Genomic DNA, 12,723 nt, shown 5'->3' on the forward strand with positions numbered 1-12,723 from the left:
ACTCAATAAACAATATGAAAAAGATTCTTGTCAGATATATTTTTGACAGAGCTCAATTATATGCTACAATTGGAATATATTACCGTCCGGTCATGTGGCATCAGTGAGCCAAGTATGTTAAAATTCCATTAAAGATAAGAAAAAATATGACACACAGTTGTCATATTTCATGCGCTATGATGATACAGAGCATTACTATAGGATTGCGATACACATTTTTAAGTAAGGACAGAGGAGGAGCAGGCAATGGAATGGAACGAGCTATATGATGCCGGCAGGAAGCCGGATATGGAACAGATAGGAGCGTATGTAACGAACGGCCTTTGGGAGGAACTTTGCCGCCATCTGGAGCAGGAATATAAGACGGCACCGAAGATTGAATACAGCCGCTGCTCCATGCAGCCGGGCTGGAACGTAAAGTATAAGAAAGGGGGACGGGCACTCTGTACGCTGTATCCCGCTGAAGGGTATTATACATGCATGGTGAGCATAGGAAGCAGAGAGGCTGCTGAGGCAGAACTTTTACTGACCGCATGTACGCCATATGTCAGGGAGCTTTATCGCGATGCAGGCTGTCTCAACGGAAGCCGGTGGCTGATGATTGATGTTACAGACCGCGACATACTGACAGACGTGATGGAGCTGATTCAAACCAGGGTGCAGAGAAAGGCAGGCTGATGCGCCATGTGGCATGAACTGTAAGGTGGCGTAATATCTTATGAAATACCCTTCGATTTTTTACGATAGTCGGACGGAGTGATGCCGAAGCATTTGCGAAATGCTTCGGCATAATAGCTTGTTCCGTTAAAGCCGACTTCGTATGCAATCTCTGTAATATTCATGTCTGTCGTATATAATAGTTCAGTGTTACTTTTTCCTGATAGTGCTGCTGGATTAAGCTCATCATACTTTTCAGGAGGGTAAGGTCATTGTTGCATATTATTTTCTGGTCATTTGAAGGTGGTGTATTTTCATAAATCAATGCCCATATCCATGTAAAAATACTCTGAATCTTTAAAGCGGCAGCGGGAGCGTCTTTTAAGGAAGGTATTTCGCAGATTCCATCAACCTGCAATAATCGCATATCCACAGGCTGCACCGTTCCTAAAAACACGCCTTTTTCATTGCCTTTTTATGTGGGGATGATATAATGGAAGTGCCGGAATTAAGAACATGCCGCGGCAGAAACGGAAGGTGGAAGTTGTGAGTTGGAACATAGCGCCAGAATCGATATCCTTAGTCATATTGGCAATCATATGGGTATACTCCCGTAAGGGCAGCCATATTCCCACGCTGAAGAACAGAATGTTTCAGGGCTGCCTGATGGTTACGTTCAGTGCCATGTTTACGAATATAGCCTCCACAGTTATGTTATATCATTATGACGCCATCCCGCTGTGGACGACGTGGACAATGACAACCATATATTTTATACTTACCCCGCTGATGGGACTCGTATATTTCCTATACAGCATATCGGTCATATATTCGGAAGAGACGGCGAGAAATAAAATAATGGGTTACGGCCTGATTCCGGGTATTCTATATTTCATACTTATATTACTGAATCCATTTACAAAAAATATATTTGATATTAATGCGGCGTACGGTTATGTAAGGGGAAGTCTTATAGATGTTACATATGTTGTCTTTTATGCCTACTGTGCAGCGAGCATCGTAACCGCCCTTATGAACAGAAGAAAGATTGAGCCAAAGATTTACCGCATCTTATCGACGTTTCCGGTATTGGCGGTGCTTGTCATCATCGTGCAGCAGATCTATCCTGATATTATACTCTCGGGTTCGGCAGCTACATGCGCCATGCTCATTATCTACCTTCATCTTCAGAACAAGCAGATATCTATGGATTATATGACAAACGTGCCAAACCGTCAGGAACTGCTCAACATGCTCAGCCTTACGCTGAACAGGCATCCGGAGGCACAATTCACGCTGGTAGTCGTATCTCTTAGAGAATTCCGACAGATTAATAATGTGTGCGGTCAGCGTATTGGCGATGAATTTCTAAAAGCTGTCTGCGGGTTCCTCTGCTCTCTTGGAAAGGAAGGAAGCGTATACCGGTTTAACGGCGATGAATTTGCGATTCTCTTCACAGAGGAAAGCGATGATTCCATACGCAAGTATGTAACGAGCATCCTGAAACGGATGGAGCAGCCGTGGACCGTGGGGAATTACCAGTTCAACCTGTCTGCAGTTATCGGCATTATCCGGCACAAGGATGTGGATGACACGTTAGAGCATATCATCAATGCTATTGAATATGCGGTGTATCAAGCCAAAACCGGGAAAAAAGGGCAAGTCTGCTACTGTGATGAGGAAGTGCTCCGGAAGCTGCGCAGAAGACAGCAGATTATGCAGATATTGAAGGAGAAGCTGAATGATAAAAGCTTTGAGATGTATTACCAGCCCATATATTCGATAGAGTCCGGAACGTTCAACTATGCGGAATCGCTCATGCGTATGAATGACACTCCTATCGGCCCTGTATATCCGTCTGAGTTTATTCCGATTGCAGAAGAGACAGGTATGATAATTGATATCACTTATGCCGTCCTCGGCAAAGTGTGTGTATTCGTCAATGGGCTGATGGCGGAGCACATTCCGATAAGGGCGGTCCATGTCAATTTCCCTGCCGTCCAGTTTACACAGCCAGATCTTGGAGAGAAGGTAATGGAAATCATTCAGAAGAACGGTACGCCCCCCTCGGCTATCAAAATTGAGTTTACAGAGAGCACGCTTGCGGAGAAGCCGCAGGCGGTCACTGATTTCGCGGCTGAGATGGAAAAGTACGGAATTGAGATGGGGCTTGATGATTTCGGAACAGGGTATTCTAATTTTGCCATGGTAATTAACATTCCGTTTGGTACGATCAAACTGGATAAAAGTCTTGTGTGGGCGATGATAGGCAACAGGAATTCTGCACTAGGCGTCAAGAATATCGTCCGTACGTTCAAAGAGCTTGGAATGACGGTCGTGGCAGAAGGAGTTGAGACAGAGGAGCAGAGACAGATGGTCGTGGACTCCCAGGTTGACCAGATTCAGGGCTTTTATTATGCCCGTCCTATGCCCGAGGAAGAATTCAAAGCATTCTTGAAGCGCAACAGCGGACAGATCCAGGAGTAATTGTTATCCGGCAGGGATGCAGACGATTCATCTGTATCCCTGTCGTTATCGTCTGATACGGGTTATTTGTGGGGCTGGACAACGAAGGAAGCATTATCGCTCGGACCCAGACCCGGTACGGTCCAGCGTCCATCGGTATCTACGGTAGTATATGCCTGTGTTCCACTGGCAGGAGTCGCAGCCTGTTATTCTTGCGTCATCGTTTTGGTTAGAAACTTGTGTCATATAAATCACCTGCTTTTCGTAGTTGTACTTTAGCATATGTTGCCTTTTGGCGTAATGTGTAAACAAGGGGTTTCTGGGCATTTATTTATGTGGCAAATCGTCTGGTGGCATGATAGAATAAAGTATACCCGCTGAACAGAAGTTGTTCAATAAGGGTAAGCATGTGAAAGAAGGAGTTGTTTATGATATATAGATTAAAAGCGGCTTTGATAAAATGTGGTGCATTGATACTCGGCCTGACCGTAATGCTTGCCGCTGCTTCTGTGCCCCATAGCCGTGCGCTGGCGGATGAGCCGGAAGAGGGGCGCGTCCTGAAGGTGGTATTTTCAGAGGTGCCGGGATTTACAGAATTGGATGAAGACGGTACGAGGCACGGCATTGTCGTAGACTATCTGAATGAGATTGCCAAGTATACCGGATGGGAATATGAGTACATAGACTTGGACAGCGAGACTTTGGTGGATGAGTTCCTGCAGGGCGGCTATGACTTGATGGGCGGAACCTTTTATCAGGAAGAGCTGGAGCAGTATTTTGCATACCCTGACTATAATACAGGATACAGCAAGTCAGTCCTGCTGGCACGCCGGGATGATGACAGCATACGGTCGTTCGACTGGAAGAGCATGTCCGGCAAGACGATCGGCGTATACGAACGTGCCAAGGAAAATACGCGGCGGCTGAAGGTTTTTCTGGACAGTAACGGGATTGACTGTACGTTGAAGACATATACAGCGGACCAGATGAAGGACGGGAACCTATATTCCTATCTGGAAAGCAAAGAGGTAGATATGCTTCTCGGGAATTCCGGAGGTGACGCAAATGTGTTCCGCGTGGTTGCGGAGTTTGACTCACAGCCTCACTATATCGTTACGACCCCCGACAGGCAGGACGTTCTTGAAGGCCTCAATATGGCCATGGAGAAGATCGTAGATTCCAATCCGCATTTTGCGCAGGAGCGGTATGATGCTAATGTTCAGGACAGCAGCACCGCAAGCATCGCCCTGAATCAGGAAGAAAAGGACTATATTGCAGAGAAAAAGACGGTATCTGTGGCCGTGCTGAAGAACTGGCATCCTCTGTACTGCATGGAGACGGAGAGCGACCTGCATAACGGGATTATATCAGATATGCTTACAGAGGTCAGCAGTTTTACAGGGCTGGAATTCACATATCACTATGCGGACAGTTACGCGGATGCTCTGAAGATGGTGCAGGAAGGAAAGGCAGACATGCTGGGGGCATATCTTGGAACAGACGAGGAGGGCGCAAGGCAGGAACTGGCGCTTACGAAGCCATATGTGGACTTGAATGATATCATAGTGAGGAATAAGTCCGTGAGCTATCCGTCGGACGGACTGACAGGCGGAGTGCTGGAGGGCAGGGAGCTGCCGGGAGAAATAAAAGCCTCGGAAGTAAAGTATTACAAAAGCGCGACAGAAGCACTCAGGGCAGTGGACCGGGGCGAGGCAGATTTTTATTACGGGGTTTCCGCCGTCATGGAGCAGGAGATACAGAACTACCGGTTTTCAAACGTAGTTCCAAACACGCTTATCAACGACAGGAATGACATAAGCTTTGCGATAGCAAGACCTGCCGAAGGACAGCTGCTTACGATTATGAACAAAGCGATTAACAGCTTGAGCGCTGAACAGAAAGATACGCTGGCTAACCAGAATATGATTTCTACTGGCACGGGAAGTCTGACGCTCGTTGAGATGATTTATGCCAATCCGTTTATGTTTATCGTAATCTGCGGTGGTGTATTTCTTCTGGTCGTGGTACTGATTCTCGTGATGGCACGTTCCCGCATACATTCGGCAAGGATGCAGAGCAGCCTTGCCAAGGCAGAAGAGGAGAGCCGTGCCAAGGGTGAGTTCCTGTCCAGGATGAGTCACGAGATACGTACGCCGATGAACGCCATAGTAGGCCTTAGCGACCTGACATGTATGATAGATGATGTGCCAGAAAGCGTAAGGGAGAACCTGTCTAAGATTCGCTCTTCCTCCCGCTATCTGCTCGGGCTGATCAGTGATATACTGGACATGAGCAGAATTGAGCAGGGAATGATGACAGTTGACAGCGAGCCGTTTTACATGGATCAGGTCATGAATGAGGTTGAGAGCATGATGACAGCAGAAGCCGGGCGGCAGAGGCTGGACTTTAGGATGAAACTGAAGATGCAGGATGACAAGCGGCTTGTTGGGGATGCGGTCCGGCTGAAGCAGGTGATGATGAACCTGATATCCAATGCGTTCAAATTTACACCCGCCGGAGGCCACGTTCAGGTCGACATAGCCGAGGAGGAGTCATCCACCGGCAAGGCGGTATTTTCGTTCAAGGTTGCCGATGACGGCATCGGGATATCCGAAAAAGACCAGAAGCGAATCTTCGAGTCGTTTGAACAAGTAGGAACAAATTATACGAAGAGCCAGGGGACCGGGCTTGGACTTGCCATAAGCAGAAACATCGTAGAACTCATGGGAGGGGAGCTGGATCTGACTAGTGAACCAGAGAAAGGAAGTGTATTCTATTTTACGGTAGCATTTCCTATTGACATGGAAGAGGGTGGCGTCAGGATAGAACAGCCGGAAGATATGCCGTTGGGCTATCTGAAAGGCACGCATATCCTTCTGGCAGAGGACAATGACCTGAATGCGGAGATTGCCATAGAATTGCTGGAGATGCAGGAAGCATCCGTACACCGTGCAGAGAACGGCAAGGCCGCGGTAGAGATATTCGAGAGCAGCAAGCCCGGAGAGTTCCAAGCGATACTGATGGATATACAGATGCCGGTGATGGACGGACTGGAAGCATGCCGCACGATACGCAGGCTGAAGCGGAAAGACGCCGCTGATATCCCGATTATTGCGATGACGGCAAATACGTTCAAGGAAGACGTGGACCTGGCAACGGAAGCAGGTATGGATGGATTTGTGACGAAACCGGTTGACGTACAGTACCTGTACCAGATCTTGCGTAAGGTAATCAGAAGACAGGCTTAGGAGAAGTGCAGCAATCACGTATCCGCAGGACTGGTTTTATGACGAAAAGGAGAGATTCTGCACTTCCCGGTGGACAATTATTTTTATGAAGGGAAGAGGATGCGGTATTTCTTGGAGAGCCTGTCACGAAGCTACTCGACATTGCGGAGCTGCATCAGGAGCGGTGCCCCGGTTCAAATCCCGGGGCATCGCTCCGTTCTGCGCCAGCTTTTCTTCCAGCAGATATGCCTGTATCACAAGATGATAGTATAGCTGGGGATCACTCTGGCCGGTACGGTTTATCTCTGCCAGCAGTTTGGAAGACGTCTCATACTTTTTCCAGAGATGCCCGGTCGCCATCTTCCTCGTATACGGAAGGAGAAGACAGTTGACTGCGAATGCCAACGCTACCCCTGCCAAGATATAGCCAAGCCTGATGAGGAAGATATGACCGACGGCCTGCACACCGAATGCGTCCATAAACACGGCACCGCCCAACGCTCCCACGGTAGAGCAGGCAAAGGTCAGGGCGTAGTCTGTGAAGTAGAATGATATATAGCCGGACAGCATCATGGCAGCGGTACGGCCGGCGGCAGAGGGGACGAGGGAATAGATGGCTACGGATACGAGACCCCCTGCAAGCGTGGCGGCGAGCCGCTTTTTCATCTTGGCTGGTACGTCATCTGCATAGGGCAGAGAGACGGAGGCAAGCGTAAACATAAGCCAGCGCCCGTGCGGGAGGGGACAGAACTGGACAAGCAGTGCGGCACAGGATAGAAGCAGTGCGGTTCTCACGGCATAGACAGCACGGACAGGACTCAGATCCAGGGCGGCCTGCAGCCGCACCTTTACGGACAGGGCTGTCCTGTGGTAATGGGATTTGCGCTGAGGATCTGCCATATGGAGCAGCCGGTCACGGATGTAGAGAAGCGCCCCGCAGAACTGTTCAGATGATTGGCCGGAACCAGGTGGGGACACGCGGCAGAAGTCTGCCGTAGGCAGCTTTTCAGATTCACGGCAGATAAAGGCGCGGAACATCTCCAGGACAGCTTCGGTGTGACAGAGCAGATCCCTGTCCGGAACAGACAGGCTGGTTGGCAGCTCCCTGACAAGAAGCAGGAGCTGTTCCAGTCCGCGCCCGGCGGCAATCATAGAAAATGCAGCGTCGGATACGCACAGAACCCGCCTGCGGCGCTCATATACCATCTGGCTTAAGCGGCTGAGGCTGCGGTGCATGTCAGAGGGGGAGGGGTTCTCCGAAGCTTCTCTGTTCTTATGCGCTATCAGAAGGAGAATGTCGTCTATCATATCGGCCAGGACATCTCTGGCTGTCTCAGCGGCTCTGTCTCGTCCCATGAACCACTGATATAAGATGATGGAGACTGCTCCCGCCAGCATGCCGAGCAGCCGGCGTGGAAGCTGTCCGGCATCTGCCGGAGAGATGTATACGAGGAACAGATAGGACAATATATACGGAAAGTACATATGATTTGAATATTCATACGTATATGCGTACAAAATTAGTAAAATTGTGATAAAATTAACTGCAAAAGACAGAGGCGCAGACAGTGTAACCACAAGGAAAGCGGCAGCCGCCATCCAGACAAGTACGGCAGCCTGGATAAGCAGATGTCTGATTGGTGCGGCCGTCAGGTCCCGTACCATGGATGCGGACATCATAATCGTAAAAATGACACCTACGATAGAGTTTTCCGGGCCGAATACGAATTGAAATATATTTACGTAAGCAATTATAAAAAGGAAGTTTAATGTACTGGAACGAACCTTTTCTTTCGTTATCCGGGGCATATTCCATTTTTTTGTAGTCATCAGCTGCAGCATCTCCTTTCAGCTTGAAATAAATGGCTGTACATTGTATTATTATATGAATAATAAAATATACATGATAGTCATACTTTATTTACTAATATACAAGAGTAAAGAATAACATTTTTAAATTCATTTGTCAATAAGGAGAAAAAGATGGAATCAGAAAAAATGTCGGAGAAATTTGTCCAGAATCTGCTTCTTGTACTGCCTGACTGGCATGCGAAGCTCGTACGCCCGTTCAAGGATTCCCTGAGCGGGGAGATGAGCCTGGAGACCTATTACTGCCTGGAGACGCTTAGAGTATGCGGGGCTGTTACGATGACGGAGCTTGCACGTCGTCTTAAGGTGCCGAAGCAGCAGGTGACGAAATTGATCGATAAGCTGAGCGGGCATCAGTTTATAGAGCGAATATATAAAGAAGACGACCGGAGGGCGGTCTGGATAAAGCTTACGCCCACGGCCGTCTCTTATCTGGACGGATACTATCTGAAGAACAGAGCCTTTATATCGTCGTTGGACGAGCAGCTTACAGAAGAGGAACTTAAGCGGCTCAACCGTGCTGTCGCAGACCTTGGTGAGATTCTGCCCCGGCTCAGCTAGCCGCAAGCAGCCTTTTAAGACATGAGATAATAGGCAGCGCTGAAAGGAGCCAGGTCCAGCTGGATACAGCCGTCTTCCGGCATGAGGGACGCTTCGTCGCAAGATTCATTTCCACCGTACGATTCAAAATCGCTGGAGAGCAGGAGCTCGATTCGGGCAGCGCCGGCTGCGGGAAGGAGATATTCCTTCTGTAGTTCATCTGAGAAGTTGAATACGGCCAGGATCCTTTCTCTCCCATCTGTCCGCTCAAATGCATATATACAGCGTTCCTCCCGGGCACAGTCTATCCAGGAGAATCCGTTCTGGTCATAATCCATGGCATATAATGCAGGGTGGGACAGGTAGATTCGGTTGAGCTCTTTCATAAAGCGGTAGTATGCATCATGGATTGGATATGCCAGGACATCCCAGTCCTGTTCCCGTTTTTCATCCCATTCCCTGAGCTGGCCGAATTCATTTCCCATAAAGTTAAGCTTCTTGCCGGGATGGGCGTACATATACATATATAATGCCCTTGCCTGGGGGAATTTGTCGTCGTAGCTTCCGCTCATTTTCTGGAGGATGGTGGCCTTGCCGTGTACGACTTCGTCGTGGGACAGCGGAAGAAGGAAGGCATCACAGTAGTAGTAATGCATGGAAAAGGTGAGCTTGTGGTAGTCACGGCTTCTGTACTGCGGCGCGGTGCGGAAGTATTCCAGCGTATCGTTCATCCATCCCATGTCCCATTTGTAGTCAAACCCGAGGCCGCCGTCCTCCGTCCTCTTTGTCACGCCCGGATAGGATGAGGAATCTTCCGCACACAGTATTGCGGAAGGGTGCCGTTCTTTCAGGCCCCGATTCATGTCCCGGATGAATTCTACGCCGGTCTTATTCACGCCCCGTGAGGCATCTCCCTGCCAGTAGATGATATTGCTTATGGCATCCATGCGTATGCCGTCGGCGTGATATTCTGTCAGCCAGTAGTTGGCGGCGGACTGGAGGAAGCTTCTCACTTCTCCACGGGAGTGCATGAAGTTACAGCTGCCCCATTCGCTGCGTCCTATGTCCACATGCGGGTATTCATACAGGCTTGTGCCATCATACCGGGCGAGGGCGTACCCGTCTACGGCGAAATGGACCGGGACGAAGTCGAGGATGACGCCGATGTCGTTCTGATGACAGAGGTCGATGAATGCCATGAGCTCCTGCGCTGTGCCGTAACGTGAAGTCGGGCTGAAGAATCCGGTGTTCTGGTATCCCCATGACTTATCGCATGGGTGCTCGCTCAATGGCATGATTTCAACGTAATTATAGTGGCATTCTTTCAGATATGGAATAAGTAGCTCCGCCATCGCAGTGTAAGAATACCAGTCGTCTTCTTTGCCGGAAGGCTTTTTCCAGGAACCAAAATGCATTTCATATATATTGAGCGGCTTTGATCTGCAGTCTGTCCGCCTTGACATCCATCGGGAATCGTGAAAGCAGTAGCTGTCCAGGTTCCGGATGATGGACGCGCTGGCCGGGCGGAGCTCCATGCCGAATCCATAGGGGTCGCAGTGGTCGACGTATGTTCCGTCCTTGCGGCAGATCCGGTATTTGTACATCATGCCGGGTGTGGCATCCGGTACATGACATTCCCAGAAGTTGCCGTCATATACCCGGTTCATGCCATATTCCGTCCATCCGTTAAATTCCCCAATCAGGCTGATGTCCTTTGCCGCCGGCGCGAAGGTGCGGAAGGTGACACCTCCATGTTCAGGGTGTGCGCCCAGATACTTATACGCGTCAAATATTTTCCCGGTATAAAATCCATAGTAATCCATCTTCTCTCCTCCTGTATAAATCATGGCCTGTCGTATATATCTGCTATAAATAATAGACAGCAGTCGTTTATCGCGTTTATAATGATTATACAGACAGACATGCCAGGTATCCACCATCGTTAGAGGATAACAGTCGGATAAACGACTATCGGGAAGATCAGTTGGATAAAGAGGAGGATTCATATGGACTTACGGATAGAAAAGACAGAAAAGAGTATAAAAAATGCATTTATAGAACTACGGGCGCGAAAGCCGCTGGAAAAGATTACGGTAAAGGAGCTCTGCAGTATTGCACGGATTAACAAGTCTACCTTCTACTCCCACTACAGGGACATCTACGATCTGTCTGACGCTATGGAGGCGGAGATTGTCGAGGCGGTGACGAACAGCATCTCCCACCCCGAGTACATCATAGAGAATCCGGCGGCATTTACGCAGGAGCTGTTTGTGGCATATCTATCCCAGAGTTCTCTGACAGACACGGTATTCTCCGGGAGCGAGAGCAGCCATCTCGCATCCAGGATCGAGGACAGCGTGAAGAAGCTGCTGTTTGAAAAGCATCCGGGCCTCCGGGAAGATATGGTCCTGAACATCGTGCTCAGCTACTGTATCCAGGGGGCATATCATGCGTTCCGGGGAAACAGCCGGTATGATGCTGACAAGAAGATTGCGGTCATAAGCAGTATAACGGAAAACATCAGGCCGCTCCTTGAAGATTATGAATAAAGAGTATATTTTTTAATAGATTCATGCTATACTTAGAGCTATAACCTGGAAGATTCATAAAAGGAGATTGCTATGGAGTTTATAGATGTACTTATAAAGATGGAGATTGATCCACAGGAGACAATCCGCAGATTCTGCCAGAACGAGTCTATGCTTAAGAAGTATCTGCTCAGGTTCCGGGATGAAGCCACATATCCGAACTTAAAAAGAGCGATAGAAGAGAAAGACTATAAAGAGATCGAGACGTGTGCACATACGTTGAAGGGGCTGTCTGCCAATCTGGGTATGAATAATCTGAGCAGTAGATGTGCTCATATTGTGGATGCAGTAAGAAATAATACATACGATAATCTGGATGAGCTGTTTGCGAAGGTGGAAGTAGAGTATGACCGGCTGACCGAATGTCTGAAAGAACTGGAGTAAAGCCGCCGGGGCGGGCAGTGCCAACTGGCATCCCGCTGCGGCCTGAAGCAGAGGAATATAAAAAGGAAGCTTTGCGTATTTTTACAGAGCTTCCTTTTGTGCGTCTATAAGCAAAACAGAACTTGATGGCAGCATTTGGCTAATCCATCATGAACTTCTCTATCACATGGAGCACGCCATCCTCGTCGTTCGACTTCGTAATGTAGTCGGCCTTCTCCAGCACGAGAGGCTGAGCGTTGGCCATGGCCACTCCCAGACCGGCGGTCTCTATCATGGTCACATCGTTATAGCCGTCCCCGCAGCAGACCATCTCATCCGCGGTCAGGCCGATGCTTGTCAGCAGCCGGAGCAGAGAGTGGGCCTTGTCGATGCCCGGAGGCATGATCTCCAGAAAGAACGGGTCAGACAGATAGATATAGAGGTAAGAGCGGAAGCGTTCCGTGACCTCTGCCTTTACCTCCTGTATCACGTCAGGCTCCCCGGTAACGAGGAACTTGTTCGCAGGAGCAGTAATATGGGACGGAAAATCATCCACGGATACGAGAGGCATATGGTTGATACGGGATTCCAGCTCGCTGTACTTGTTCGTGCTGCCACCCGACAGCAGCACGTCAGAGGTATAGCCTACGATATCAACACCCCGGTTCCGGTACTTGTCCACGATATCAAACAGAGGCGCGACAATATCCATAGGAAGCGTCTTGTTATAGATGACTTCCCGGCTTCTGCAGTCCGTTATCCGGCCGCCGTTGTAAGACAAGATATAACTGCCGTAGCGGTCCAGGCTGAGCTGGCCGGCCAGCGGCAGCACGCCCTGCGTAGGACGTCCACTTGCGAGCACCACCTTCTTGCCCTGCTCCTGAATATGAATCAATGCCTCAAGCGTCGGCCTGGAAACCTCCTTCTTAGAGTTGGTCAGGGTGCCATCCAAATCCAATGCTAATATCTGATAATTCATGCGTAACTCCTTTAATTTTGAAGGGGGTCAGACC

General features: G+C 49.1%; 9 protein-coding genes and 2 pseudogenes. 7 read left to right on the forward strand and 4 right to left on the reverse strand.

Annotated elements, in window-relative coordinates; genetic code table 11:
- Positions 1-246: 246 nt before the first annotated feature.
- Positions 247-678, forward strand: coding sequence for a DUF3788 domain-containing protein (locus HJV72_RS05935; protein ID WP_208069496.1), 432 nt, complete (start codon positions 247-249; stop codon positions 676-678).
- A 38-nt stretch (positions 679-716) separates the two neighbouring features.
- Here HJV72_RS05935 and HJV72_RS20475 read toward each other — a convergent pair.
- A pseudogene (locus HJV72_RS20475) lies at positions 717-851 on the reverse strand (helix-turn-helix domain-containing protein); the annotation flags it as partial.
- Positions 852-1,203: 352 nt separating this feature from the next.
- On the opposite strand from HJV72_RS20475, the gene HJV72_RS05945 reads away from it, so the two are divergent.
- The 3 genes and pseudogenes from HJV72_RS05945 to HJV72_RS20480 form a co-directional block, all read left to right on the forward strand.
- Entirely contained in the window at positions 1,204-3,144 is a 1,941-nt protein-coding gene (locus HJV72_RS05945) for an EAL domain-containing protein (RefSeq protein ID WP_330618828.1), read from the forward strand.
- 407 nt (positions 3,145-3,551) lie between these two features.
- A complete protein-coding gene (locus tag HJV72_RS05950; protein ID WP_208069499.1) occupies positions 3,552-6,371 on the forward strand; it encodes an ATP-binding protein in 2,820 nt (939 codons plus the stop codon).
- Between the two features lie 25 nt (positions 6,372-6,396).
- Positions 6,397-6,502: pseudogene (locus HJV72_RS20480) on the forward strand (class I SAM-dependent methyltransferase); the annotation flags it as partial.
- Here HJV72_RS20480 and HJV72_RS05955 read toward each other — a convergent pair.
- The gene (locus HJV72_RS05955) at positions 6,495-8,180 is read right to left on the reverse strand and encodes an FUSC family protein (protein ID WP_208069500.1); all 1,686 of its coding nucleotides are present in this window, start codon (positions 8,178-8,180) and stop codon (positions 6,495-6,497) included. The pseudogene HJV72_RS20480 and the gene HJV72_RS05955 sit on opposite strands and share 8 nt — an antisense overlap.
- Positions 8,181-8,333: 153 nt before the next feature.
- On the opposite strand from HJV72_RS05955, the gene HJV72_RS05960 reads away from it, so the two are divergent.
- Complete coding sequence (locus HJV72_RS05960) at positions 8,334-8,780, forward strand: MarR family winged helix-turn-helix transcriptional regulator (protein ID WP_208069501.1); 447 nt, start codon at positions 8,334-8,336, stop codon at positions 8,778-8,780.
- Positions 8,781-8,794: 14 nt separating this feature from the next.
- Here the strand turns inward: HJV72_RS05960 and glgB are convergent, their stop codons facing one another.
- Positions 8,795-10,582: a 1,4-alpha-glucan branching protein GlgB gene (glgB, locus tag HJV72_RS05965; protein ID WP_208069502.1), complete on the reverse strand. Its 1,788-nt coding sequence runs from the start codon at positions 10,580-10,582 to the stop codon at positions 8,795-8,797.
- A gap of 183 nt (positions 10,583-10,765) precedes the next feature.
- On the opposite strand from glgB, the gene HJV72_RS05970 reads away from it, so the two are divergent.
- Positions 10,766-11,308: a TetR/AcrR family transcriptional regulator gene (locus tag HJV72_RS05970; protein ID WP_208069503.1), complete on the forward strand. Its 543-nt coding sequence runs from the start codon at positions 10,766-10,768 to the stop codon at positions 11,306-11,308.
- Positions 11,309-11,380: 72 nt separating this feature from the next.
- A complete protein-coding gene (locus HJV72_RS05975; RefSeq protein ID WP_208069504.1) occupies positions 11,381-11,731 on the forward strand; it encodes an Hpt domain-containing protein in 351 nt (116 codons plus the stop codon).
- Between the two features lie 139 nt (positions 11,732-11,870).
- Here the strand turns inward: HJV72_RS05975 and HJV72_RS05980 are convergent, their stop codons facing one another.
- On the reverse strand, positions 11,871-12,689 hold the full coding sequence (locus HJV72_RS05980) for a Cof-type HAD-IIB family hydrolase (protein ID WP_208069505.1): 819 nt from the start codon (positions 12,687-12,689) through the stop codon (positions 11,871-11,873).
- Between the last annotated feature and the right edge of the window lie 34 nt (positions 12,690-12,723).

The sequence above is a fragment of the Extibacter sp. GGCC_0201 genome (genome assembly GCF_017566055.1).
In the GTDB taxonomy this organism is placed as follows: Bacteria; Bacillota; Clostridia; order Lachnospirales; family Lachnospiraceae; genus Extibacter.

What these genes read in the sequence shown, in the direction of transcription:
- HJV72_RS05950 (WP_208069499.1), top strand. Translation starts at nt 3,552, where the DNA reads ATGATATATAGATTAAAAGCGGCTTTGATAAAATGTGGTGCATTGATA.
- HJV72_RS05955 (WP_208069500.1), bottom strand. Translation starts at nt 8,180, where the DNA reads ATGACTACAAAAAAATGGAATATGCCCCGGATAACGAAAGAAAAGGTT.
- HJV72_RS05970 (WP_208069503.1), top strand. Translation starts at nt 10,766, where the DNA reads ATGGACTTACGGATAGAAAAGACAGAAAAGAGTATAAAAAATGCATTT.
- HJV72_RS05980 (WP_208069505.1), bottom strand. Translation starts at nt 12,689, where the DNA reads ATGAATTATCAGATATTAGCATTGGATTTGGATGGCACCCTGACCAAC.
- HJV72_RS05935 (WP_208069496.1), top strand. Translation starts at nt 247, where the DNA reads ATGGAATGGAACGAGCTATATGATGCCGGCAGGAAGCCGGATATGGAA.
- glgB (WP_208069502.1), bottom strand. Translation starts at nt 10,582, where the DNA reads ATGGATTACTATGGATTTTATACCGGGAAAATATTTGACGCGTATAAG.
- HJV72_RS05975 (WP_208069504.1), top strand. Translation starts at nt 11,381, where the DNA reads ATGGAGTTTATAGATGTACTTATAAAGATGGAGATTGATCCACAGGAG.
- HJV72_RS05960 (WP_208069501.1), top strand. Translation starts at nt 8,334, where the DNA reads ATGGAATCAGAAAAAATGTCGGAGAAATTTGTCCAGAATCTGCTTCTT.